Source organism: Sphingobium lactosutens (assembly GCF_013393185.1).
GTDB lineage: Bacteria > Pseudomonadota > Alphaproteobacteria > Sphingomonadales > Sphingomonadaceae > Sphingobium > Sphingobium lactosutens_A.
Genome location: NZ_QJQX01000078.1, coordinates 1 through 23,143, shown reverse-complemented (window position 1 = coordinate 23,143; position 23,143 = coordinate 1). Strand labels below are relative to the sequence as shown.

At 60.8% G+C, this 23,143-nt stretch carries 23 protein-coding genes; 9 read left to right on the top strand and 14 right to left on the bottom strand.

Annotated elements, in window-relative coordinates; translation table 11 throughout:
* Nucleotides 1-2: 2 nt before the first annotated feature.
* Nucleotides 3-1,205 carry an acyl-CoA dehydrogenase family protein gene (locus tag DM806_RS22035; RefSeq protein WP_179045305.1) on the bottom strand — a complete coding sequence of 401 codons (1,203 nt, stop codon included), beginning with the start codon at nt 1,203-1,205 and terminating at the stop codon, nt 3-5.
* A gap of 89 nt (nt 1,206-1,294) precedes the next feature.
* Here DM806_RS22035 and DM806_RS22030 point away from each other — a divergent pair, with 89 nt between their 5' ends.
* On the top strand, nt 1,295-2,194 hold the full coding sequence (locus DM806_RS22030; RefSeq protein ID WP_179045304.1) for an acyl-CoA thioesterase: 900 nt from the start codon (nt 1,295-1,297) through the stop codon (nt 2,192-2,194).
* Nucleotides 2,195-2,254: 60 nt separating this feature from the next.
* Here DM806_RS22030 and DM806_RS22025 read toward each other — a convergent pair whose 3' ends face one another.
* From DM806_RS22025 to DM806_RS22005, 5 genes are all read right to left on the bottom strand, one after another.
* Nucleotides 2,255-2,788 (bottom strand): nuclear transport factor 2 family protein, encoded by a 534-nt coding sequence (locus DM806_RS22025; protein WP_179045303.1) that lies wholly within the window; start codon nt 2,786-2,788, stop codon nt 2,255-2,257.
* A gap of 4 nt (nt 2,789-2,792) precedes the next feature.
* Nucleotides 2,793-4,226 carry an FAD-dependent oxidoreductase gene (locus DM806_RS22020; protein ID WP_179045302.1) on the bottom strand — a complete coding sequence of 478 codons (1,434 nt, stop codon included), beginning with the start codon at nt 4,224-4,226 and terminating at the stop codon, nt 2,793-2,795.
* A 27-nt stretch (nt 4,227-4,253) separates the two neighbouring features.
* Nucleotides 4,254-4,856, bottom strand: a complete 603-nt coding sequence (locus tag DM806_RS22015; protein WP_179045301.1) for a nuclear transport factor 2 family protein — start codon at nt 4,854-4,856, stop codon at nt 4,254-4,256.
* A 101-nt stretch (nt 4,857-4,957) separates the two neighbouring features.
* Nucleotides 4,958-5,755 (bottom strand): enoyl-CoA hydratase-related protein, encoded by a 798-nt coding sequence (locus DM806_RS22010; RefSeq protein WP_179045300.1) that lies wholly within the window; start codon nt 5,753-5,755, stop codon nt 4,958-4,960.
* A 45-nt stretch (nt 5,756-5,800) separates the two neighbouring features.
* Entirely contained in the window at nt 5,801-7,033 is a 1,233-nt protein-coding gene (locus tag DM806_RS22005; RefSeq protein WP_179045299.1) for a cytochrome P450, read from the bottom strand.
* Between the two features lie 89 nt (nt 7,034-7,122).
* Here DM806_RS22005 and DM806_RS22000 point away from each other — a divergent pair, with 89 nt between their 5' ends.
* Nucleotides 7,123-7,572: a nuclear transport factor 2 family protein gene (locus DM806_RS22000; RefSeq protein ID WP_179045298.1), complete on the top strand. Its 450-nt coding sequence runs from the start codon at nt 7,123-7,125 to the stop codon at nt 7,570-7,572.
* On the opposite strand, the gene DM806_RS21995 is transcribed toward DM806_RS22000, so the two are convergent.
* Nucleotides 7,544-8,800, bottom strand: coding sequence for an MFS transporter (locus tag DM806_RS21995; protein ID WP_179045297.1), 1,257 nt, complete (start codon nt 8,798-8,800; stop codon nt 7,544-7,546). The two genes, DM806_RS22000 and DM806_RS21995, sit on opposite strands and share 29 nt — an antisense overlap.
* Nucleotides 8,801-8,917: 117 nt before the next feature.
* Between DM806_RS21995 and DM806_RS21990 the strand changes: the two genes are divergently transcribed.
* Complete coding sequence (locus DM806_RS21990) at nt 8,918-9,454, top strand: VOC family protein (protein ID WP_218647610.1); 537 nt, start codon at nt 8,918-8,920, stop codon at nt 9,452-9,454.
* Between the two features lie 141 nt (nt 9,455-9,595).
* Here the strand turns inward: DM806_RS21990 and DM806_RS21985 are convergent, their stop codons facing one another.
* Both DM806_RS21985 and DM806_RS21980 read right to left on the bottom strand, forming a co-directional pair.
* The gene (locus DM806_RS21985) at nt 9,596-10,108 is read right to left on the bottom strand and encodes a MarR family winged helix-turn-helix transcriptional regulator (protein WP_179045296.1); all 513 of its coding nucleotides are present in this window, start codon (nt 10,106-10,108) and stop codon (nt 9,596-9,598) included.
* Between the two features lie 101 nt (nt 10,109-10,209).
* Entirely contained in the window at nt 10,210-11,004 is a 795-nt protein-coding gene (locus DM806_RS21980; protein WP_179045295.1) for an SDR family oxidoreductase, read from the bottom strand.
* A gap of 102 nt (nt 11,005-11,106) precedes the next feature.
* Here DM806_RS21980 and DM806_RS21975 point away from each other — a divergent pair, with 102 nt between their 5' ends.
* Nucleotides 11,107-11,895: an SDR family NAD(P)-dependent oxidoreductase gene (locus DM806_RS21975; protein ID WP_179045294.1), complete on the top strand. Its 789-nt coding sequence runs from the start codon at nt 11,107-11,109 to the stop codon at nt 11,893-11,895.
* 45 nt (nt 11,896-11,940) lie between these two features.
* On the opposite strand, the gene DM806_RS21970 is transcribed toward DM806_RS21975, so the two are convergent.
* The 5 genes from DM806_RS21970 to DM806_RS21950 form a co-directional block, all read right to left on the bottom strand.
* Complete coding sequence (locus tag DM806_RS21970; protein ID WP_179045293.1) at nt 11,941-13,518, bottom strand: long-chain-fatty-acid--CoA ligase; 1,578 nt, start codon at nt 13,516-13,518, stop codon at nt 11,941-11,943.
* Nucleotides 13,502-14,656 carry an AMP-binding protein gene (locus tag DM806_RS21965; RefSeq protein WP_179045292.1) on the bottom strand — a complete coding sequence of 385 codons (1,155 nt, stop codon included), beginning with the start codon at nt 14,654-14,656 and terminating at the stop codon, nt 13,502-13,504. Before DM806_RS21965 ends, DM806_RS21970 begins: the two co-directional genes overlap by 17 nt.
* Entirely contained in the window at nt 14,656-15,063 is a 408-nt protein-coding gene (locus tag DM806_RS21960; protein WP_179045291.1) for an AMP-binding protein, read from the bottom strand. Before DM806_RS21960 ends, DM806_RS21965 begins: the two co-directional genes overlap by 1 nt.
* A gap of 128 nt (nt 15,064-15,191) precedes the next feature.
* Nucleotides 15,192-16,262 (bottom strand): phosphotransferase family protein, encoded by a 1,071-nt coding sequence (locus tag DM806_RS21955; protein WP_179045290.1) that lies wholly within the window; start codon nt 16,260-16,262, stop codon nt 15,192-15,194.
* 16 nt (nt 16,263-16,278) lie between these two features.
* Nucleotides 16,279-17,022 carry an SDR family NAD(P)-dependent oxidoreductase gene (locus tag DM806_RS21950; protein ID WP_179045289.1) on the bottom strand — a complete coding sequence of 248 codons (744 nt, stop codon included), beginning with the start codon at nt 17,020-17,022 and terminating at the stop codon, nt 16,279-16,281.
* Between the two features lie 199 nt (nt 17,023-17,221).
* On the opposite strand from DM806_RS21950, the gene DM806_RS21945 reads away from it, so the two are divergent.
* The 5 genes from DM806_RS21945 to DM806_RS21925 form a co-directional block, all read left to right on the top strand.
* Complete coding sequence (locus tag DM806_RS21945; RefSeq protein WP_179045288.1) at nt 17,222-18,028, top strand: enoyl-CoA hydratase/isomerase family protein; 807 nt, start codon at nt 17,222-17,224, stop codon at nt 18,026-18,028.
* Nucleotides 18,029-18,065: 37 nt separating this feature from the next.
* Complete coding sequence (locus tag DM806_RS21940) at nt 18,066-18,815, top strand: SDR family NAD(P)-dependent oxidoreductase (protein ID WP_179045287.1); 750 nt, start codon at nt 18,066-18,068, stop codon at nt 18,813-18,815.
* Between the two features lie 24 nt (nt 18,816-18,839).
* On the top strand, nt 18,840-20,276 hold the full coding sequence (locus DM806_RS21935; protein WP_179045286.1) for an aromatic ring-hydroxylating oxygenase subunit alpha: 1,437 nt from the start codon (nt 18,840-18,842) through the stop codon (nt 20,274-20,276).
* Between the two features lie 171 nt (nt 20,277-20,447).
* Nucleotides 20,448-21,203, top strand: coding sequence for a ThuA domain-containing protein (locus tag DM806_RS21930; RefSeq protein WP_218647609.1), 756 nt, complete (start codon nt 20,448-20,450; stop codon nt 21,201-21,203).
* Between the two features lie 307 nt (nt 21,204-21,510).
* A partial coding sequence (locus DM806_RS21925; protein WP_179045395.1) for an electron transfer flavoprotein-ubiquinone oxidoreductase occupies nt 21,511-23,143 on the top strand: 1,633 nt, incomplete at its 3' end.

The window sequence follows — 23,143 nt, the reverse complement described above, 5'->3', positions numbered from 1 at the left end:
CGTCAAAGCTCCAAAACGGTCTTGGCGATCAAGGTGCGCTGAATCTCGTTCGCGCCGCCATAGATGGTGGTGGCACGGCGGAACATCGCCTTGGCGGCGATGCCGATGCCGTAATCGGCGACGGGTGAGGTCAGGCCATCGTCGAACATCCTATGCTCACCCTCGGGATTGAGGCAGATCGCAAGGCCGCGATCGCCCAGTGCCTCGTCGGCCAGATCAGCCACACGCTGGCGAAGCTCCGACCCGCGTACCTTGACCAGTGATGCGACCGATCCGCCATCATGCGAGTCGGCCGTCAGGGCCCGCAGGACCGCCGTTTCCAGCGCCATCGTGTCGATCTCGATCCGCGCCAACCGAGCACGGAAGCCGGCATCCTCGATCAGAGGGCGGCCATTTTTCGGTTCGATCTGCGCGATTGCGCGCAGTTGCGCGATGTCGCGCTTGGTGTGCGGTACTTCGGCGCTGTTGGTGCGCTCGTTATTCAGCAGGAACTTGGCATAGGACCAGCCCGCGCCTTCCTCGCCCACCAGATTTTCAGTCGGCACGCGGACCTCGTCAAAGAAGAATTCGTTGACGGTCAGCCCTTCGTCGATCGTCCAGATCGGGCGACGCGTGATGCCGGGGCTGTTGAGGTCGATCAGCAGCGCGGAGATACCCGCCTGCGGCTTCACTTCGCTGTTGGTCCGCACAAGCATGAAAATCATGTCGCCATGATGGCCTTCGGTGGTCCAGGTCTTCTGCCCGCTGACGACGTAATGATCGCCGTCGCGCACGGCGCGGGTGCGCAGCGATGACAGGTCCGAACCCGAACCCGGCTCGGAAAAGCCCTGCGCCCAGAAAGTGTCGCCGTTTCGGATGGCAGGCAGATATTTCTGCCGCTGCTCTTCCGATGCGAAGGTATAGAGGACCGGCGCGACCAACTCGGTGCCGATGCGATCCGCGGTCGGGGCATGGGCGCGGCGCATTTCATCCTCGAAGATGAAGCGCTGGACCCCGCTCCATCCCGGCCCGCCATAAGCCGTCGGCCAATGCGGCACCGACCAGCCTTTTTGCGCGAGAATCCTGACCCAGCGCGACTGGTCTTCGCGCCGGGGATGATAGTCGTGAAGCCCCTGCTGCGCCAGCTCCGGGGGCAGATGGGTTTCGACGAAGGCTCGGACTTCAGCCCGAAACGCCTTCTCCTCCTCGCTGTAGAATGACTGCATCGGTCCTCTCGAATCTTTCTCAATGCTAGTTTGCTAGCATATCATTATGATATTTCCTATAGTGCGATAAAGGATGTGGAGGCAGGTTTATGCGGCGATATGATGCGACGGTTTACAATGCGCAGTGGGACAAGGATATTCCGACCCTGCTGGCGCTGGATGAAGTCGCGCCCGACCTGTTCCGCAACCGCCACAACCAGCGCAATGTCTATCGCGCCCTTTTCGGGGGGCAGATCGTGGCGCAGGCGCTCGCCGCTGCCGATCGCACGGCGCCGGAACGGGTCGTCCATTCGCTGCATACCTATTTTTTGCGGGCGGGGACTGACAAGGAAGCTATTGATTATGAAGTGGAACGTATCCGGGATGGCAGGCGCTTTTCCACGCGGCGGGTGGTTGCCAAGCAAAAGGGCCAGGCGCTGTTCACCATGGAATGTTCGTATCGAACGCCGGTGAAGGGCTTTAGCCATTATCGTTCCAGTCCCATCCCGTTCGATCCAGAAAGCGCCTTTGGACAGAGCGAATTTAGTTCTTTCAGAGCCGTCGACGGGAAACAATATGGCGCGCTGTTCCATGGCCATTATCCGATCGAGGTTCGCTTGCCCGGCAAGGCCGGCTTCCTTGAGATAGCAGAGGAAGCGAAACGCCATTATTGGTTGCGGGCGCCGGGGGCCGAAGGCGTCGACGATCCCGTGGTGCAGCGGCAGATTTTCGCCTTCCTGTCCGATTTCATGTTCGCTGGAGCACCCCTGGTGCCGCATACGATCGCGCTACCCGGCCCGCATCTTTTCGTGGCGAGCCTGGATCATTGTATATGGTTTCATCGCGATGTCCGTTGTGATGACTGGCTATTGTTCGAGACTGAAGGGCCCAATGCCGAAAATGGTGTGAACATGGCGCGTGGGTTGGTCTACAACCGGGCCGGTGAACTGGTCGCTTCGATTGCGCAGGAAGCGCTGCAATATGAGGTGCACGAGGATGAGGAGGCCTGATCCAACTGAGATCGAGAAGGGGGCTGTTCGCGCGCTCGGTTGCGGCTGGATGGTGACGCCTTATTTCCCCCGGCCCATCAGAGGCAGTGCAGCATAGGACCGGTCCTCAACCGCGCTGCCGGCAATGCCGAGCGCGGTAAGTTGCGCCATATCGCAGGGCGATACATCCAATGTCATGAAACTATCCCAGACCAACCGACGATGGCTGATCCGCCACTGTCTGGCCCGCTTCTCATAATTGTCCAGATAGCGGCCTGATACGATGATATGCTTCGCATCCGTACCTGATGTGCGGTGATAGGCGATGAAATAGAGTTCGCCGTCCGCCCGGTCCTGATCGATCCGGTAGGAACTGTTGCAGATGTAATGCGCGGTCAGCTCGAACTGCGCCATCACCTCTGGCTGGCGATCGATAAAGACCGTGGCTTTATCGCAGAAAACGACGCCATGATCATCGACGGCGTCATCATGATAGACTGATCGCAACAGCTCCGGATCGCGACGGTCGATGGCCCGTGAATATCGCGTCGCAAGGTCGCGCAGCGCTTCCTTGTCCAGCAGGGCCTCGATCGCCGCGCTCCGGTCGATGTCCATGGCTTCAGGCAGTCACGGCTTCGTTCAGCGCGCGTTGCGCCGCCTCAACGCCCGCGCGACGCCCGAACACAACCGAGCTGCCGATGCTCGTGCCGCCGCCCGCATAGCGCTTGCCGTGGAAGCATCCCAGCACTTCACCTGCGGCATAAAGACCTTCGATCACACGACCACGGGTGTCGAGAACCTGGCAGTCCGCATTGATGTCCAGGCCGGCGGCGGTGAAGCCGATGATCGCGGCGCGCACTTCGACGGCGTAGAAAGGCGCCGTCTTGATGGGGGTCAGCTTATGGCCGTTGCCATCCTTGCGGAACTGGCGATCCTCGCCATGCACCTCGACGTCATGATTGTACCGGCGCACCGTCTCCTCGACCGCTACAGGGTCCAGACCCGCCATGCGCGCGACTTCGCCGATGCTGTCGGCGCGGAAGGCGACGCCCTTGTCGGCTTCCCGCGTGATGGTCAGTTCTTCCCAGCTCGATGTCGCTAGGCCGCTATTATAGGGATCGGCATAGGACAGATCGTCCCCATTTTCGACCATGGTCGGATGGTCGAAAATGGCCCAGCAGCGCTTGTCTGGCTGTTCGCTGATCAGATAGCCGCAGACTGCATAGCTTTCCCATTCGGCCATGAAGCGCTTGCCCTCCTTGTTCACCGCAATCACCCAGGGCGGCAGGAAGGCTTCGACATAGCGGCTGTCAAAGCAGGGGGTGGGGTTGAGCAGGCCGGTATCATAGCCTGTGATCTGTGCATCGACGGATTGCCCGAGGGTGATGCCATCGCCCAGGATGAAGGGGGCGTCGCGATGTACAGCCCAGGTGCGATCGCCGTGATAGGCTGCCGTCGGGAACCATTTTTCCAGCATTTCCGGGCTGTTGCCGAAGCCGCCCGTGGCGATGATGATGCAGGGCGCGCACAGTTCCGTGCCTTCGGCCGTGATGCCCACGATTTTGCCGTCTTCGACCAGGAAACCGTCGACGCGGGTACCGAGCGCGGTTTCGACGCCCAGCGCACCGGCGCGGTTGATCAGCGCATCGGCGATGCCCAGCCCGAAGGTCTTGGAAGTATGGCCGCGCTGAACGTCGGTCACGTCGGAATGGACCAGCATATTCGCCGGAAATTCGATACCCTTGTCCTTCAGCCATTCGATCATGCCGCCGCTTTCGTCGGCATAATAGCGGATGAGGTCGGGCCGCACCGAATGCTGGTTCAGCGTCATGATATAATCATAGACCGCATCGGCATCATCGCTGATACCTTTTTCCTTCTGCGTGCTGGTGTTGCACGCGTAGACGACGCCGGTCGAATTGCGGGTCGCTCCGCCCAGATGGTCGTCAGCTTCCAGCACCATCACGGTGGCGCCGGCCTGCCGCGCTTCGATGGCGGCGGACATGCCTGCTGCTCCCGAACCGATGATGATGACGTCGAAATCACGAGACATGGCTTCTCTCCTGGTCGTCGGTCGCGTTCAGGCGCGGCCGGGAATGCGGTTCAGATAGACGGGGTCCTGCCGGTCGCGGCGACCCGGCAGATTATAATGGGCGACATGGCCCGCATCGGTGATGCGCGTGCTCGGACGGATATCGTTCCATTCGTTGGTGATCTTGCGGCGCAGAATTTTCCATTGACCATCGCGTCGTTCGAACAGGTCGATGTAGCGGCCCCCGCAATAATAGTCGTGATAGCCGCCGATCGTGCCATCCGCCCTGGCCTTGTCGGAATAGTCCTGGCCGAAAAAGGCCGTCACAGCCTCTTCGCCACCGGGCGCGCGCTGATAGGCCCAATAATAGGATTCTGACGTTGCGAAATCGCCATCGACATCGATGGTGCAATGCGTGACCGTGTGCATGCCATCGAGAATGCCGTCGCGGAGCGAGGGGATGATCACCTCAGCGAATTCCATGGCGTTGCCCGAAAAGGAGCCATGATCGTCGGTGCCGTCAGGATGATAGATGGTTTTCAGCAGTTCCAGGTCGCAACGATCAATGGCGCGGCAATAGAGTTTGAGCACATGCTCGATTTCCTGCCGGTCCAGCGCCAGGCGCAAACGCGCTTCCAGACTGTCGTCCATCTGTCATCCTCTCATCAACGACTCCGTCAATCGGGCCGCCAGCATATGATATGGTTGCATACGGAGTTGACGCTGAAAAGCCATGAAATGTCATTGCACCCTTATTTGCCGGTGAATTCAGGCCGTCGCTTTTCCAACACCGAATGAACAGCCTCTCCAAAATCGGTGGTGTAGGTGGCCAGCCCTTCATAGGCGACGCCCGCTTCAAAGACTGAACTGAAAAGCTGGCGCAGGGGAATGTTCGTGATCGACTTTGTGTAGCGGATGGCGGTCTGCGCGCCGCGGGCCAGCTTGGCGGTATATTTGTCGACGAAGGCGTCCAGTTCTTCCGCCGGGACCGCGAAATTGATCAGATTGCACCGCTCGGCTTCGACGGCGCCGATCGGCTCACCGGTCAGAAGATAATGTTTCGCCTTGGCAAAACCGATCAGCTGCGGCCAGATCAACGCGCCGCCGTCGCCCGCCACCAGGCCGAGCTTGACATGCGGATCGGCGAAACGGGCATGGTCGGCCGCGATGATGATATCGCTCAGAAGGGCGAGAGACGCCCCAAAGCCCATTGCGTCGCCATTGACCTTCGCGATCACCGGCTTGGCGCAATCGAGCAGGCCCATGACGATCCGTCGCATGCTCTTGGCTTCGTGGACGAAGGGCACACGGTCGCCCTTGGCCTGCTTTTCCAACCAGTCGAAATCGCCGCCGGCGGAAAAGGCCTTGCCCGCACCGGTCAGCACGATGACGTCACTTTCCGTATCGTCGGCCGCGTCGAAGAAGACGCGGGCCATTTCCTCGTGCAGCGCGTGATTCACCGCATTGAGCAGTTCTGGACGATTCATGGTGATGGTGAGCACGCGGCCATCCCGTGAAAAGGACAGCATTTCGTAATGGTCGAAGTTCATGTCGGCTCCTTGATGAGCAATCGCCGGATATTCGATCTTTGTTGATCAGAACGCAACGTGCAGATGATCAAGCGCGTGGATTGCGAAATGCGGAATGAACTGCGGTGCCGGATGATCGGGCGAGAGGCGCAGGTCGGGCAGGCGTTCCAGCAATTTCCGGATCGCGATCCGCATCTCGCCCCGCGCCAACTGGTTGCCGATGCAGAAATGGATTCCGCGGCCGAAGGCCAGGTGATTGCGCACGCCCTTGCGCCCGATCTCGAACTGTTCCGGGCAGGACCATTGCGCCGGATCGCGGTTGCCGGCGAGATAGCTGAGCATCAGCACGGCCCCCTTGGGGATATGGACACCGCCGATCTCACTGTCTTGCGTCGCCACGCGCCACATATGCGGCACGGGAGAGTGGGACCGCAGCACTTCCTCGACAAAGCTGGGGATACGCGAAGGGTCGGCCTCGATCGCGGCGCGCAATTCCGGATTGGTCAGCAGCAGCCACATCGCCGTGGTGATGCCGGTCGTTGTCGTTTCATTCCCTGCGACCAGCAGTTGGTGCGCGACGGCGATCAGTGCCGGGTTGCTCAGCTTTTCGCCATCGACTTCGGCATGGACAAGACGGCTGAGCAGATTGTCGGTCGGGGCGCCACGGTACACCACCGCACGCGCATAGAGATAATTCTGCATGTCGATCAGATGATCGGTGATTTCCAGTTCGCGGTCCGGATCGAGCAGAGGGTTGTTGCGCTCCACCGTGACATCCGACCACAATTTGAAACGGTCATAATCCCCCCTGTCCACACCCAGCTGGTCAGCGATGATGTACATCGGCACCTTGATCGCGAATTCGGGCAACAGATTGGCCCTGCCATTGCTCAGCATCCCGTCGATCAGTTCATCGACCAACTTTTCGATATAGGGTTCCAGTTCCTTGACATAGCTGGGGGTAAAGGCCTTTTCCACGAGCGCGCGGTAAGACGTATGCTCCGGCGGATCATTGGTGACCAGCGTGTGCATTTCGGGAAAGCCGCGCTCGGCATAGCGGCGCGCTACTTCCTCCGCGACGGGCGAATCGTGCCGGCCGACCACGATGGTCGTCTTGTTGGAATAGATGTCGGGACGGGCCGAGATATGCCCGATATCCTCGTAGCGCGTGACGATATACATGTTCGTCAGCGGATCCTTGTAGACCGGAGTCTCCTCCAGCAGCCGGTCGAGGAAAGGGAAGGGGCAGGTTTGGATTTCAGGCATAGCCAGGCTACCCAGATTCTCTTGCGTCTTCATTGCCAATCCAACTTCCCTATGCTCTACCCTTATTAAGTCGCTAGCATATCAAATGCTAGCATACATATCAATCGAGGATGGAGAGAAGAATGGCTGACGCGGTGAAATCCTTGCTCGCGATCGAGGAAATCAAGCGCCTGAAGGCGCGATATTTCCGCCTGATGGATACCAAGGATTGGGCAGGATTTTCAGAACTTTTCACCGAAGATGCGATATTCGACGTGGGCGGCGCGCTGGAGGAAAATCCCGGACCGGATCAGGAGCCGATCGTCGGACGCGCCGCCATTGTCGACTATGTCAGCAGCGGCATCGGTCCGATCACCAGCGCGCATTACGGACACATGCCCGAAATCGAGATCCTGTCGGAAGACAGTGCTACCGGCATCTGGGCACTGGCGGACATATTGCGGATGCCGGCAGGTGCCCCATTTGCGCGTTTTTATGGCTATGGCCACTACCATGAAAATTATCGTCGCGTCGAAGGGGGGTGGAAGATTGCCTCGCTCCGAATCAGTCGGCTGCTGGTGGAGACATACTGACACCGCTTGGGTGGGGACGATAAAAGAGGAACAGAACCCCAATCAGCACGAATGTCGAAACATGCAGCAGGACGGTCGGTCCATAGCTGCCAAAATGATCGAACATCGCGCCGGCCAACGGGCCGGCGCCAAACATGAAGGGGATTTGCAGCATATAGCACAGCCCCATGCCCAGACCGACATTCGCCGATCCCAGCCAGCTGCCCATGGTCGCCCCGAACAGTGTCAGGATGGCGTTGCTGCACATGCCGATTGTGAAGGCGCTGGCCAGCAGCAACGGCAGGCTGTTCCCTGCGGCCATCAGGCCGAACCATGGCAGAATTTGCAACAGCGCGATAAGAGCGAAGGTCCGACCTCCGCCGATCCGGTCGGCGACCCAGCCGAAAAGGGGCGCGCCGACGATGCCGGCGAGGCCAAAGGCGGAAAGCAGCAGCGACGCCGATCCCAGGTCAATGCCACGATCGGTCGCCAGCGCCACAATATGCGTCACGATCACAAGGCCCGCGCAGCTCAACAGCGTCACGCCGGCGGTGAGGACCAGGAAGGGAGGGGATCGCAATATCTGTGCAGCCGACAGGACCGTTTCGGCGCGCTGTGCATCTGTCGTCGCGCCCTTGGCGCGCTGACCGATCTTTTCCGGCGTATCGACCAGGAACCACATGATCGGCAGAAGGGCGGCTATGATCAGTCCGCATGACAGGAAAGCGCCCTGAAGCCCGTACTGGCTGAGCAACAGGGCGGTTAGAAGCGGCATCAGCGTATTGCCTGCGGGCATGTTGATGATGCCCAGCGCCTTGCCGCGCCCGCTATTGAACCAGTTGGAAATGACTGCCGTGCAGGGGACGGGACCTGACAGGGCGACGCCCGGACCGATCATCAGCACGTAGATTGCGAGCAACAGGCCGATATTGTTGATCTGGGTCAGCGCGACGAAGCCCAGCGCGTTCAGGGCGATGCCGGTGATCATCATCGACTTGATGGAGATGCGGTGCATCAGCCCGCCAACCAGGGGGGACAGCATGCCCAGGGCGAGAGTCACCATGCTCAACCCTGCCGAGGCGAATGCGCGGCTGGTGTCGAACTCTCGCTGAATGGCTTCTACCATCGCGCCATAGGCTGCGAAGTTCACGCCCAGTGTGCAGTTGAGGACCACAAAGGTGATGGCGACCATGTGCCATCCCTGGAAACCAGCCGCCGTTGAGGGCGATGCCGCAGCCGTCGTTGTCAAATCGATATCCTCTCCCTCACGGCATGGAAAGCATCGATCCATTCTTGCCGCGCGCCTATATGTATGTCAGCATACGATATCAGATTCCATTGATTGTCAAATTTTCAGGAGAGAGAAATGACGGGCCTGATCGAGGGCAAGCCTATCAGGCAGATTGCCTATTTCGTGCCGGACGTGGTTGCCGCTGCCAAGGCGCATGTAAGGACCTTTGGATCAGGACCATTTTACGTCGCCGAGCATATTCCCTTGTCGCTGTCCCTTTATCGCGGGCAGCCGGTCGAGCTGGATCATACCTCCGCCTATGGCCAATGGGGTGAGGTCATGGTGGAGTTCGTGCAGCAGAATAATGCGGGTCCGTCTGTCTTTCATGACATATATCCCGATGGCGGGCAGGGGATGCATCATGTCGCCCTGATCGTCGACGATATGAAGGCGGAGATGGCTCGCTTCGAGGCCGCCGGTCATGCTGTCGGTCTCTATGCGGAGGTTTCACCCGGCGTCGGCTTTGCCATGATGGACTGCGTCGCTGAGCTTGGCCATTATGTTGAATTATACGAACCGACACCCCAACTGCTGGGCGTTTATGATCTGGTGCGTAAATCGGCGGAGGGCTTTGATGGTACGGAGCCCATTCGCTATTTTTCGATCAGTTGATTTAGCCACTCTCGCCGGTTCTGGTAGGGTGCTCAAACATGCAATCAGGCTGGTATGACGATGCACAAGTTGCATCGCCCGCCTGGCCCTGAAATTCGCATCCTCTGATCTTTGAAGGGGACCAATTTTAGTCCAGATATTTCAGTCCAGACAGGGCCGGCTGAAGTCGGTGAGGAGAAGTTGGTTTACCCGCGTCAGGGTTTCAGTCAGCTCTTCCATCCTCTTCTTACCCAGCGCCTCCTCCAGCGCGTCGGCTTGTTCGACCGTCGCACTCCGAAGGGGTTCGCGCAGGTGCCGGCCCTTTTCTGTCAAATGGACCATCACGACCCGTCGGTCCGATTGGATACGCCGACGTTCGATGACGCCTGCCCGTTCCAGGCGCGTGAGTGTCTGACCGACCGTCGCCTTGCCTATTTCCAGTCGCCGGGCCAGTTCAACCTGGGACAGAGGCTCGTTGAACCACAGTTCGCCGAGCACATAGGCTTGCGCTGGCGCGATGCCCGTCTCCGCAATCCGGGCCATATAGTCATTCTGCGTGAGTCTGGCGAACAGTTGCGCCTGATAAGCGAGGCTTTCCTTGAAATTTGGGAAAGGTGCATCCACCTCAGGCAGTGAGGCTTTCGCCAGATCGCCTTTCAAATTTGTGGATGCCATTATTTTCCTCCCGATTCAGTCAAGCCCCCAAGGCTTCAACGCCAACTAATCAATTTCCTTTGCCGAACCTTGTCTTCGGGTCAAGCGCAGCCTTGTTCAACTCAGCTCGTCAGATGCGCCGTCGCCTTGGCTGCGATTTCACCCAATTCGGTGAGGCTGGGATTGCGGCGTAGCGTCAAACCGCCATTTATCTGGAGATTCTGGCCCGTCATGAAACATTCGTCGGACGCAAGCCACACCACGCCGGCCGCGATATCCTCCCGCGTGCCGATCCGGCCGAGCGGATATTCGCGCTCGAAGGCATGTACCAGTTCAGGATAGTCGAAGGTGGAGCCTGCCATCGGCGTCTCCGTCAGGCCCGGCGAGATGGAATTGGCCCGGATGCCCTGGACGCCATATTCATTGGCCACGGTACGGATCACATGATCGATGCCCGCCTTGGTCCCCATATATGCGGCGTGATTGTCCAACATGATGGTCGCGGTTGCCGACGAAATTTGAATGATCGATCCGCCTCGCCCCATGGTGCGCAGCATGGCCTGAATGAAGAAAAACGGCCCCTTGAACTGGATCGCCAGTATCTTGTCGAGGTCAGCCTCGCTTGTCTCATGCGTCGGCTTCAAAAGGCCCCAGCCAGTCGCATTGACGCCAATGTCGAGCTTGCCGAAACGGGATACCGCCAAGTCCGCCGCAGCATCGACCTCCGCCTTGCAGGTGACATCGACTTGGGCGGCCGCCCCATCCAGTTCCTTGGCCAATGCCTCCAGCTCGTCCATATGCCGCCCACCGACGACGACCTTGCATCCTTCGGCGGCAAGACGGCGGGCAATGGTCTGGCCCATATTGTCTTTGCCAGCGGCGCCGAGAATGAGCGCTACCTTTTCGTTCAGTCGCATATTCTTCCTCTCCCATCGCTCGATACATCGTTAGTATATATACAGTGTGTCAGCATCCCATTATAGGTATGTCTTGCATTGGTGCAATCAAGGAGTGGATTTATGGCTGGGAAGCTAGAAGGTCGGGTCGCGGTAGTCACCGGCGGCGCGCGCGGACAGGGTGAGGCCACTGCCCGCTTGTTCGCCGCGGAGGGCGCCAAGGTGGTGCTGGCCGACATGTTGGAAGCCGAAGGCCAAGCCGTGGCAGCCAGCATCGGCGAATCCGCCCTGTTTTACAAGATCGACGTGTCCGACGAGACGCAATGGGAAGCGCTGGCGAAAGCGACCGCCGATCGCTGGGGCGCGGCAGACGTGCTGGTGAATAATGCGGGCATCGTCCATCCCGCTGCGATGCTGGATCTGAAGAAGGACGATTTTGAACGGGTGCTCCGCATCAATCTGGTGGGCGCCTGGCTGGGCATGAAGACGCTGGTGCCGGGAATGATCGCCAAGGGCAAGGGTTCGATCGTCAATGTCTGCTCCAGCTCGGGGCTGTGGGGCATGAACGGTCTTACCGCCTATTCGGCCAGCAAATGGGCGCTGCGCGGGATTTCGAAGACGGCTGCCATGGAGTTCGGGCATAAGGGCGTGCGCGTCAACGCGGTTTTCCCAGGCGGCATCAACACGGTGATGGGCAATGTCACCAATGAAAAGCCCGAGGAACTGTCGAAATATTATGTCGGCCAGACGATCCAGCGCATTGGCGAACCGGAAGAAGTGGCGAAGGTGAACCTGTTCCTCGCCAGCGATGATTCCTCCTATATGTGCGGCGCAGAACTGGCTGTCGATGGCGGGCAGACGCTGGGCGTCTTCACGCCTTTCCTGCCCGGCGCCCCAAATTCCATCGTCTGAACCGATGAAGGCGACCATCGGTCTGCGGTGGTCCCTCAGTCTTCGTTATGTGGGTGGAGTGGTGTTTCTGCTCCACCCGCTATTCAGCCGATCCTCGCGTAGGCGGCGCTTGTCGACTTTCCCGGTGCCCGAGAGCGGTAGCGCATCGATAAAATATATCGCCTTGGGCAGCTTGTATCCCGCGATCCGTTCGCGCGCCCAGCCAATGATGCTGTCGGGACCGGGACTGGTGCCAGGACGAGGCACGATGACGGCAGTCACCGCCTCACCCCAATGCGGATGGGGAAGGCCGATGACGGCCACGTCCGCGACATCGGGGTGGCCGATCAGCACATTTTCCACTTCGGCCGGGTAGATATTCTCGGCACCGGAAATGATCATGTCCTTCACCCGCCCCCGGACATAGAGATAACCGTCGGCATCCAGATAGCCTGCGTCGCCGGTCCGGACCCAGCCCTCGGGTGTCAGCGTATGCGCGGTCTCATCCGGCAGGTTCCAATAGCCGGCCATGTTGGCGACCGACCTGATCCAGATCTCGCCGGTTTCTCCGGTCGGCAACGGGCGCCCGTCCTCATCGGTAATCAGCAGTTCAGTGGCTGGCAGCGCCTTGCCCGCGCCGGTCATGCGCTGCGTACCCAATGGATTATGATCGTCGGGCGGCAGTACCACGGTGGGACCGCTGGTTTCGCTCATCCCGTAGCTTTGGGCGAAGCGGCAGCCGAAAGTGGCGACCGCTTGGCGCAACAGGCTCGGCGTGATCGGGGCGGAGCCGTAGATGATGGTGTCGAGCGATCGGTAATCCGCGCCACCTGATTCAGGTAGGTCGAGGATCATCTTGACCGCGGTCGGAACGAGGGACAGCTTGCTGACCCTGTCGCCTTCGATCGCCGCGAGCGTCGCCGCCGCGTCGAAGCTTTCATGAATGACCGCCAGCGCACCGAAGAACAGGGCCCTCGCCATCATGCCGAAGGCGCCGATATGACCGAGTGGCGCCTGCACCAGCGTCACATCCTGCGGACCCCATCGATCCCATTCTACGGCGGGACGCAGGACGTTGATGCCCAGCAAGGCGCGATGCGGCAGCATCACGCCCTTGGGACGGCCCGTCGAGCCGGAGGTATAGACCTGTATCGCGATATGTTCCGGGTCGCTCGACAGGTCGATCGGTTCCTGCGCTCCTTCCAGCCATTCCCTGCCGGTGCGCAGCGATCGGGCGGATATGATCCGGACCGGATTTTGGGAGAGAGCGGCGGCCTGCTGAGCGCTCTGTTCGAAACCGGGTTCGACAAAGAGCAGAGGGGGCGTGCAATCCCGCACGATCTGCGCAATCTCCGCCGGGGCGAGGCGCCAGTTGAGCGGGACCGGGATTGCGCCCATCTTGTTTGCGCCGAGCGCCAACAGGGGCACGGCGTCGCTGTTGCGCCCGAGGAAGAGGACATGTTGCTTTGCCTTCACACCGTCGCGGATCAGGCTGTGGGCGACGCGGTCGGCAAGAGCGTCAAGCTGTCGATAGCTGAGAGTCTCGCCGTTGAAGCGGATGGCGGGGGCGTCCGGAGTCTGGCGGGCGTGGCGCGCCACTATGGCGTGGAGCGTCGGGACGGCGATGTCAGGATAGGGGTGCATAATGGTCCCGGAGGAGGCGTTTGAGCAGTTTTCCATTTTCGTTGCGCGGCAGTTCGTTAATGAGATCAACAAAGGACGGGCATTTCACCGAGGCGAGCTTTTGTCGGCAATAGGTCAGCAATTCCGTCTTTAATGCTTCTGTATCGAAACTGTCTTCGCGGGGGCAGACGATCGCGGCGACGCGTTGGCCATATTCGGGGTCCGGCAGGCCGATCACGGCCACTTCGCGGACGGCGGGATGGGCTTCCAGCAGCATTTCCACTTCGCGCGGATAGATGTTCACGCCGCCCCGGATGATGAGGTCGCTGCGCCGGTCGCTGATGAAGAGATAGCCGTCCGTATCGACATGGCCCAGATCGCCATAGGTCGCATAGCCCTGTGCGCCGACGCCCTGCGCGTCCTGGTCGCCGATGTAGCGGAAGGGGACGCCGCCTTCAAAATAGATGAGGCCGATTGCGCCGGGGGGCAATTCCGTCTCGCCGTCCTCCTCGTCCACTATGTGGATAGGGCCGGTGATGGAGTGACCGACCGATCCCGGATGCTCCAGCCATTCCGCCGAGGTGATGAAAGTGACCCCGGCATTTTCCGAGCCGCCATAATATTCGCTCAAAATCGGTCCCCACCAGTCGATCATCGCCCGCTTGACGTCGACGGGGCAGGGGGCGGCTGCATGTAGCGCGACCCGGTGGCTGGAAAGGTCATGGGCGGTCCGCTCCCCCGGCGGCAGGGCGAGCAGCCGGGTGAACATGGTCGGCACCCATTGCGAATGGGTGACGCGCCAGTCTGCGATCGCCTTCAACGCGGCGGAGGGATCGAAGCGGGGCAGGATGACGTTCGTGCCGCCGCTTTCGATCAGGCGCATGAGATAGCGCCCGGTGGCGTGGTAGAGCGGGGCGACGGAGAGGTAGATGCTGTGGTCGTCCAGTTCGCAGGCGGCGCGCAATTTCTGCTCGAAGGCCGGAAGGATGCGGGCATGGGCGGCGGGGGCCAGATCACGCCTGATCCCCTTGGGCCGCCTGGTGGTGCCCGAGGAATAGATGATCTCCCGCCCGGTCACGGACGGCTGGATCGGGTCGGGGACCAAGGCGGCGACCTGCCCGTCAAGATCGGTCCAGCCTTCGCAAGCGCCGCCCAGCATCACCCAGTGGGCGGGGCCATCGGACCCGCATTCCGCCCGCGTCGACGCGTCGACGCGGCGAGGTCGGCGAAAGCGGGCGCGGCGACGAGCGCCCGTGCGCCACTGTCACGCAGGATATAGACGATCTCGGTCGGTTTCAGCCGGGTGCCAAGCGGCACGAAGTAAAGCCCCGCACGCCGCGCCGCCCACCAAAGCTCCACGGTGCGGGCGTCATTGTCGAGCAGCAGGCCGATGGTGTCGCCTTCCTGCAATCCCAGCCCGCGCAACCAGCAGGCGAGGCGAGACGCGCGATCGTCCAGCGCCGCATAGCTGACGCTTTCCCTGCCGACGACATGCAGGGCGGCCTTATCCGGTTGCCGGGCGGCATGCCAGCCGAGCCAGTCGGCCTCGGGCGTCTGGATCAGCATAGGCGATCGAGGGCAGGAGCGGCCGCCTTTGCTCGCCTGATGACTGTCTTATGGGAAGGGTGATTATGCTGCCGCATCATATGCAGGCATATCGTCTTTGTCCCTGCCCCGCAATGGAGCCGCGCGGATCACCCCGCCAGCGTCTCCAGCGACCGGCGCGCCATGGCGGCGATGCGGACCACGCGGTCTTGGCTGTGTACCATAACGCGGGAAGAGGCGGTGCCGTCGGCTGCGCGCTTCAATATGCCCTGTACCATCGCGGCATAGCGGAACTGCGCATAGGCAAGATGCCAGCGCATGTCGGGCACGGCCATGGCGCGGCGCTCACAATAGCGGGCGAGATAGTCTTCCATCGAAGGGATGCCGAGCGCGGGCAGGTCAAGGCCGACCAGGCTGGTGGCGGCAAGGCCGGAATCGGGCAGGTCCCACCAGGCCCGCAGATGATGGGCCAGATCGATCAGCGGATCGCCCAGCGTCGCCATTTCCCAGTCCAGCACCGCCATGACACGCGGCTGCGTGGGATGGAGGATGAGGTTATAAAGACCATAGTCGCCATGGATGAAGCTGGTCTGCTCATGGGCGGGCAGATGGCGGGGCAGCGCCTCCATCAGCCAGTCCATGTCCGCGATGGGTTCCAGCGCTGATTGCGCGTAGATTTTCGACCAGCGGGCGAGGTTGCGCGCGGCATAGTCGCCGGTGCGGGCAAGATCGCCAAGGCCGATAGCCTGCGGGTCCAACTGGTGCAGGGCGGCGAGCACACGGTTCATGTCGTCATAGACGGTCGCGCGGTCCGTCGGGGGCACGCCTTCCATATCTGCTTCCCAGAAAACGCGGCCCGCCACATGTTCGACGATGTAGAATTCTGAACCGATGACTGCTTCATCCTCGCAATAGAGGAAGGGGCGGGGAATGGGCAGGCCGGTCGAGGCGAGCGCGGATAGGATGCGATATTCGCGATCGATCTGGTGCGCGGACGCCACCAGCTTGCCCGGCGGCTTGCGGCGCAGCACATAGGAGCCGGCGGGGCCGCTCAGCCGATAGGTGGGATTGGACTGGCCCCCCTTAAACTTGGTGGCCGACAGGCCGCGATCCATGCCGGGCAGCCGGGAGGAGAGCCATGTGGCGAGCCGGTCTAGGTCCAGCTGAAGATGGGCAGGCGGCGCTTCTTCGCCGCTAAACTGTTCCTGGCGTCCCGTCATGTCATGCTTTCCTGATTTATGGACGACCGCCATCGACCCGGATCATCGATCCGGTCGTGAAACCGCTATGGTCGCTGCAAAGATAGAGGATGGTGGTGACGATCTCGTCCGGCTCGCCAAAGCGCCTGAGCACGGCGGGCGTGGTGGCTTCCTTGTCGGCGGGCCAATGTTTCGCAACATCGGTGCGGAAGGAGCCCGGCAGCACCGCATTCACGCGTACCTTGGGCGCATATTCCTGCGCGTGCGCGACCGTCATGGCGTTAAGCGCCGCTTTCGCGCCGGCATAGGGCACGATTTCCGGCGTAGGGCGAATGGACCCGGCGCTGCTGATATTGATGATGCAGCCGCCGTCGCCGGCGGCCATGCGCGTCCCCACCAGCGCGCTCATCCGCATCGGTCCCTTGAAGTTCAAAGCCAGAACGGCGTCGACCAGCTTTTCGGGGGTTTCGAGCGAAGACGCGGTGGCGGGCGACATGCCGGCATTGTTCACCAATATGTCCAGCCGGCCGAAATGTGCATAGGCGCTGTCCACCACCGCCTCTATCTCATCCCATCGCCCCATATGGCCGGACAGAGCGAGCGCATGCCGTCCCCGTTGCTCGACCTCGCGGGCGACGGTCTCGCAATTTTCGAGTTTGCGGCTGACGATGACGACATCGGCGCCATGGTCGGCCAGCCCCAGGGCGATGGCGCGCCCCATGCCCCGGCTGCCGCCGGTCACAAGCGCGATCTTTCCGTTGAGGTCGAACAGGCTGGTCATGACTTCTCCCAAGGCTGGCGACCCTCTTGGCGGCAATTATTACGGTACATTAGTATTTGTCAAATCCGTTCTGACGGGCAGAGGGAATAATAATGTGCTAACATACCATCTTGACAGCGAACGCTCGATGACTAGCCTGTGGCGCGATGAATCGATGAAGTCCGGCTCGAGTTGGACCCGTAGGTGGAGAGACTGTCGCATGGTATCCAACATATCAGTCGCGTGGCCCGAAACGGGGGTCGCGCTGGTTACGGTCGGCGACGGCGGCGCGTCCAATCACACCACGACCTGCGCGACGGTGTCGGCGCTGGCCGACGCGCTGGAAGGCGCGATCGGGGACGGGGCGCGGATCATCGTGCTGGCGTCGTCGGTCGAGGGGCATTGGCTGGAACATGCCTATCTGGACGATATCGTGCAGTTGGTCGAAGGCAAGCCGGCCTCGGGCGACCCGGCGGGCTGGTTCCGCTGCCTGCAGATCCTCAATCGCGGCAAGGCGGTGACGATCGCCGCGATCAACGGCGATACGTCGGGCGGCGGATGCGAGCTGGGCTGGGCGTGTGACCTGCGCGTGGCCGAGGAACAGGCGCGTTTCAGCCAGCCCGAAGTCATCATCGGCGCGGGCACTGGCATCGGCGGCACATCGCGCCTGATGCGCCTGATCGGCCGGACGGTGACGGCGGAGGTCGTGCTGACCGGTCGCCCGCTGAAGGCGCAGCGGCTCTATGAACTGGGCGGGGTCAATCGCGTCGTCGCGAAGGGCAAGGCACTGGAAGAGGCGTTGACCCTTGCTAGCGAGATTGCCAGCCTGCCTCCGCAGTCTGTGGCGGGGATGAAGCAGATGCTGGGCGAGGCCGAGGACCTCAACCAGACTGACGGCATCGCTAACGACCAGGCGATCAGCCAAACGCTGTTCGCCAACCCGGATAGCGTTGCGCGCATGAAGGCGATCCAGGCACGTTTCGATGCCCGTGACAGCATGGATAAGGTATATTGGAGCAAGGGCTGACCGCGTTGGTCGGCGGCTCTCACCAGGAGGGACGATTATGGATTTGGAGCTGTCTGGACTGAAGGTGATCCTGGGTGGCGCGACCCGGGGCATCAGTCGCGAAATCGCGACGCTGCTGGCGGCGGAAGGGGCGGAACTGGGCCTGTTCTCGCGCAATGGCGACGCGCTGGAGGACATGAAGGAGGAACTGGGCGGCAAGATCGTCGCCCGCGAGTTCGTGCTTGAGGATCGCGACGGGTATAAGGAAATGCTGTCGGGCCTGGCCGAGGAACTGGGCGGTTGCGACATCTTCATCCACTCGATCAGTTCGTCGGGCGCGCAGGGTTCGATGGACTGGGACGAAAGCTACCGACTCGACATGCTGGGCGCAGTCGACGGCTGCGAAACGCTGGAACCCTGGTTGGAGAAGTCGAAGGCGGGTTCGGTGATCCTGATGTCGAGTACCGCGGCGTTCGAGACCTTTCTGGTGCCGCAGGCATTCAACGCGATCAAGGCGGCAGTCATCACCTATGGCAAGCAGCTGAGCCAGGCCTGGGCGCCCAAGGGCATCCGCGTCAACATGGTCTCGCCCGGCCCGATCACCTATCCGGGCGGCAATTGGGAAGGCGCTAAGGCGCTGATGCCTGACCTGTATAACGGCATCGTCTCGCAAATCCCGATGGGCCGGATGGGCAACCCTGACGAGGTGGCGAAGGTTGTCGCCTTCCTGGCCAGCCCTGCGGCCAGCTACGTGACAGGCACCAACGTCGTCGTCGATGGCGGTTTCACAAAACGCGTCCAATTCTAAGGACGCCAGTAAGGAGTAGGCGCGATGGCGACCAATGTTCGCTATGCGGAAATCCGGTTCAACGACCGGCCGATCAAGCAGCAACTGGTTGACCCGGAGAGCTTCACGCTTGAACCAGGCGAGGTGACGGCCGATTATGAGGCACGATCGCCTCACCGGCTGGACCAGCTTTATCCGAACATTGCCGGCTATCGCGTCGTTTCCACCAAGCGTTTCATGGACCCCGCCGAAAAGGGGCGGGAAGAGGACAAGCTGTGGAGCAAGGTCTGGCTGCTAGCGGGCATTTCCAGCGACATTCCCAATGCCGGCGACTGGTTCAGATTCGATGTCGGGCCGCAATCGCTGATCATCGTCCGCGACAAGGACAATGAGCTGAACGCGCTTTACAATGTCTGCAAGCATCGAGGCAATGAACTGGTGCAGGAGGATTTTGGGCAGGACGCCACCTCCTTCACCTGCATCATGCACAGCTGGCGCTACAACCTCAAAGGCAAGAATGTCCGTGTTACCGATCGTGATACCTTCGGGCCGGAGGCGCTATGCCAGAATCTGGACCTGACGCCGGTACATGTGCAGGAACGGGCGGGCCTGATCTTCGTCAGCATGGCACAAGAGCCGATGCCGTTCGAGGATTTCTACGGCGATCTGCTGCCGATGCTCGATTCCTACCACTTGAAGGATATGTTCGTCGTAAAGCATCTGGTCGTGGATGTGCCAGCGAACTGGAAGACCATGTATTCGGTCTTCAACGAAACCTATCATGCGCATGCCACGCATCCGCAGATCAAACCTTATGTGGACGATCATTTCGTCCAGTATGACTTCTATCCCAACGGCCATAACCGCAACCTCTTTGCAGTCGGCGCCGTCAGTCCGCGATGGCCCGACAGCCGCTTCATCAACATGGGGCTGGCCTTTTTCCTGCAGGAAGCGGGGGTGAAGGCGGCTGGCTTCAAGGGCGATGCGCGGCATGTCCGCCGCGCCATCCAGCAGGCGAAGCGGAAGGTGGAAAACCCCTTCGGCATCGATTATTCCGGCTTCACCGATAATCAGCTGACCGACGACTGGAACCCGTCGCTCTTCCCCAACGTCACCATGAACATGCATCCCGAAGGCGTGCTGCTCCAGCGCTTCCGCCCGCATCCCACCGATCCGGAACGCGGCTATCAGGATGTGTTCGTGCTGTCGGCGCACCTGGCCGAAGGCCGCCGCCCGCCCGCATATATGGGCGTGGAAGACGATGTCGATGTTTCGGGCAAGCTGCGGCCGAAGGTCCGCCGCACGACGCATGACGACCCGCAGGGTGGCGAAGTGGTCGAGCAGGACATCGCCAATATGGTGACGCTGCAACGGGGCATGCATTCGCGGGGCCTCAATGAAACCATCGTCTTTTCCGAACAGGAGCGGCGCATCCAGCAGTTCCTCGCTGAACTTGACCTCTATCTCGAAGACAGGCGTTGAAGACATATCGGCCGACGCCGGCTTTTGGCAGTGTCGGCCGCCCGAATGCGCATAACGCCGCGGATGATTGACATCCACCTGACTTGTTTCGTATACAATTTATCCTTTGGCAGGGTAGAAAATCCATAAAATTTCCTTTCGCCGTTGCCGATCAAAGAGGAGAGGATAGTCTTGCGGAACAGGATCAGCGCTTATCTGATTGCGGGCGGTCGTTTTCACGACATTGATTTTGCGCGACTGGAGCTGTTGAAGCTCCTTGCCGAGGACAGCCGGATCCAGACAAAAGTGGGCGGCGACTATCGCGAGATCGACGAAATCTGCGCGTCGGACTTCCTCATTACCTATACTTGCGATGTCCTTCCCGATCCGCAACAGGTTGCCGGGTTGGCGAGCTTTCTGGAGCGGGGCGGGCGCTGGTTCGCGCTGCACGGGACCAATTCGGTTCTGCGTGTGATCGGCGACTTGGAAGGATGCAGCTGCCCGCGTGAGGCTGCGCCGGAATTTTTCGACCTGCTGGGAAGCCAGTTCAAATCCCATCCGCCGATCGGACAATACCGCGTGGACGTGACTGATATCGTCCGCCCGATGACGGCCGGGATCGCAAGTTTCGAGACCATCGATGAACAATATCTGATGCAGCACAGCAACACGCTGGAAGTGCTGCTGGAAACACGATTTTCAGGGCAGACGCCGGGTTTCCCGGACAATGCGGACTGGTCGCAGCAGCAGGTCCATCCCGTTCTCTATTCCAAAAAATATGGAAGGGGTGAGATCATGTATCTGACGCTGGGGCATTGCCGTGGCCATTATGACTTGCAGCCCTATCTCGATTATGTTCCGGTGCCGGAGCGCTGTTCTTGGAATCTGCCGGTCTATTACGATCTGCTGCGTCGCGGTATCCGATGGTCTATGAGCGAGCTGGCCTGAGACATTTGCGAGCAACAGCCTTTGCAATGATGGGGGGTACGCAGGCGCAGGATAACTGCCGGCCTGCATGGCTACGCGCTCTTGGGGAAGGCGGCGGGTGGCCTGGCGGATGCCTGACCGCAACGATCACAAATGATCACTTCGCAAATCGACTTTGCAGGTTAGCAAATTCGCATTTGCTTGATGGGGCAAAGTTTGAGAAGGCGGTCAAATAGCGGCTGCTGGCGGGCAATCCGGCAGTCATGCCCTTGATTGACTTGTCATTACAGGAGTGAATGTGGCGGAGTTTTCTGATCAGCGGGATTCGATGCCGTATGACATCGTGATCGTGGGTGGTGGGCCTGCGGGACTGTCGGCGGCGATCCGGTGCAAGCAGTTGGCCAATGATGCGGGTCAGGAACTGGCGGTGTGCGTGCTGGAAAAGGGGTCGGAGATCGGCGCCCATATCCTGTCGGGCGCAGTGATCGATCCCAAGGCGCTGGATGAGCTGATCCCGCAGTGGCGCGACATGGGCTGTTCGCTGGCCGAAACCCCCGTCACCGACAATCAGCACTGGATGCTGACCAAGACCGGCAAGATCGCGATGCCGCATCTCCTGACGCCGGGCTGGATGCACAACAAGGGCGCCTATACCGGATCGCTGGGTAACCTCTGCCGCTGGCTGGCCGAGCAGGCCGAGGGGCTGGGCGTGGAGATCTTCCCCGGCTTTGCCGCGGCGGAGATCCTCTACCATGAGGATGGCAGCGTGAAGGGCGTGGCCACCGGCGACATGGGCATCGACCGCGAGGGCAATCGCAAGCCCGACTATCAGCCGGGCCTCGAACTGCACGCCAAATACACCTTCTTCGCCGAAGGGGCGCGCGGCCACCTGACCAAGATATTGAAACGCCAGTTCGCGCTCGACGCGGACAGCGAGCCGCAGGTTTATGGCCTGGGCATGAAGGAATTGTGGGACATCGATCCGGCCAAGCACAAGCCGGGCCTGGTCATTCACTCGCAGGGCTGGCCGCTGACCGATGCTTACGGGGGGGGCTTCCTCTATCACCAGGCCAATGGCCAGGTGGCGCTGGGCTTCGTCGTGGGGCTGGGCTATCGCAATCCGCATCTCTATCCGTTCGAGGAGTTCCAGCGATGGAAGCAGCATCCGGAAATCCGCAAATTCCTCGAGGGCGGGCGCCGCGTTTCCTATGGCGCACGCGCGATCAACGAGGGCGGCTGGCAGTCGATCCCGAAACTGGCCTTCCCCGGCGGCGCGCTGATCGGCTGTTCGGCGGGCTTCGTGAACGTGCCCCGGATCAAGGGCACGCATACCGCGATGAAGTCGGGCATGCTGGCGGCCGAGGCAGCGTTCGCCGCAGTGCAGGCCGACCGCTCTGGCGATGCGCTCGACGACTATGACGCGACCCTGCGCTCCAGCTGGATCGCTGACGAGCTGCAACTGGTGAAGAATGCCGAGCCGCTGCTGGCCAAGTTCGGCAACACGATCGGCACGCTGCTGGCGGGCATCGACATGTGGATGCGCACGCTGAAAATCGGCCTGCCCTTCACGATGAAGCACAAGCCCGATTGCGAGAAGCTGTGGACCAAGGACCACGCCAGCAAGATCGCCTATCCCAAGCCGGACAATGTGATCAGCTTCGATCGGCTGTCGTCGGTGTTCCTCTCCAACACCAATCATGAGGAGGACCAGCCGGTCCATCTCCAGCTGAAAGACCCATCGGTTCCGATCAGCTACAATCTGCCCCTTTATGACGAGCCGGCGCAGCGCTACTGTCCAGCGGGCGTCTATGAAGTGGTCGGTCAGGAAGAGGGCGATCCCAAGTTCCAGATCAACGCGCAGAATTGCGTCCATTGCAAGACGTGCGACATCAAGGATCCCACCCAGAATATCAACTGGGTCGTTCCCGAAGGCGGCGGAGGACCAAATTATCCCAATATGT

Bases quoted from the DNA above. Each gene is read 5' to 3' on its own strand.
- DM806_RS22035 (WP_179045305.1), bottom strand. From the start codon at position 1,205: ATGCAGTCATTCTACAGCGAGGAGGAGAAGGCGTTTCGGGCTGAAGTC.
- DM806_RS22030 (WP_179045304.1), top strand. From the start codon at position 1,295: ATGCGGCGATATGATGCGACGGTTTACAATGCGCAGTGGGACAAGGAT.
- DM806_RS22025 (WP_179045303.1), bottom strand. From the start codon at position 2,788: ATGGACATCGACCGGAGCGCGGCGATCGAGGCCCTGCTGGACAAGGAA.
- DM806_RS22020 (WP_179045302.1), bottom strand. From the start codon at position 4,226: ATGTCTCGTGATTTCGACGTCATCATCATCGGTTCGGGAGCAGCAGGC.
- DM806_RS22015 (WP_179045301.1), bottom strand. From the start codon at position 4,856: ATGGACGACAGTCTGGAAGCGCGTTTGCGCCTGGCGCTGGACCGGCAG.
- DM806_RS22010 (WP_179045300.1), bottom strand. From the start codon at position 5,755: ATGAACTTCGACCATTACGAAATGCTGTCCTTTTCACGGGATGGCCGC.
- DM806_RS22005 (WP_179045299.1), bottom strand. From the start codon at position 7,033: ATGAAGACGCAAGAGAATCTGGGTAGCCTGGCTATGCCTGAAATCCAA.
- DM806_RS22000 (WP_179045298.1), top strand. From the start codon at position 7,123: ATGGCTGACGCGGTGAAATCCTTGCTCGCGATCGAGGAAATCAAGCGC.
- DM806_RS21990 (WP_218647610.1), top strand. From the start codon at position 8,918: ATGACGGGCCTGATCGAGGGCAAGCCTATCAGGCAGATTGCCTATTTC.
- DM806_RS21985 (WP_179045296.1), bottom strand. From the start codon at position 10,108: ATGGCATCCACAAATTTGAAAGGCGATCTGGCGAAAGCCTCACTGCCT.
- DM806_RS21980 (WP_179045295.1), bottom strand. From the start codon at position 11,004: ATGCGACTGAACGAAAAGGTAGCGCTCATTCTCGGCGCCGCTGGCAAA.
- DM806_RS21975 (WP_179045294.1), top strand. From the start codon at position 11,107: ATGGCTGGGAAGCTAGAAGGTCGGGTCGCGGTAGTCACCGGCGGCGCG.
- DM806_RS21970 (WP_179045293.1), bottom strand. From the start codon at position 13,518: ATGCACCCCTATCCTGACATCGCCGTCCCGACGCTCCACGCCATAGTG.
- DM806_RS21965 (WP_179045292.1), bottom strand. From the start codon at position 14,656: ATGCTGGGCGGCGCTTGCGAAGGCTGGACCGATCTTGACGGGCAGGTC.
- DM806_RS21960 (WP_179045291.1), bottom strand. From the start codon at position 15,063: ATGCTGATCCAGACGCCCGAGGCCGACTGGCTCGGCTGGCATGCCGCC.
- DM806_RS21955 (WP_179045290.1), bottom strand. From the start codon at position 16,262: ATGACGGGACGCCAGGAACAGTTTAGCGGCGAAGAAGCGCCGCCTGCC.
- DM806_RS21950 (WP_179045289.1), bottom strand. From the start codon at position 17,022: ATGACCAGCCTGTTCGACCTCAACGGAAAGATCGCGCTTGTGACCGGC.
- DM806_RS21945 (WP_179045288.1), top strand. From the start codon at position 17,222: ATGGTATCCAACATATCAGTCGCGTGGCCCGAAACGGGGGTCGCGCTG.
- DM806_RS21940 (WP_179045287.1), top strand. From the start codon at position 18,066: ATGGATTTGGAGCTGTCTGGACTGAAGGTGATCCTGGGTGGCGCGACC.
- DM806_RS21935 (WP_179045286.1), top strand. From the start codon at position 18,840: ATGGCGACCAATGTTCGCTATGCGGAAATCCGGTTCAACGACCGGCCG.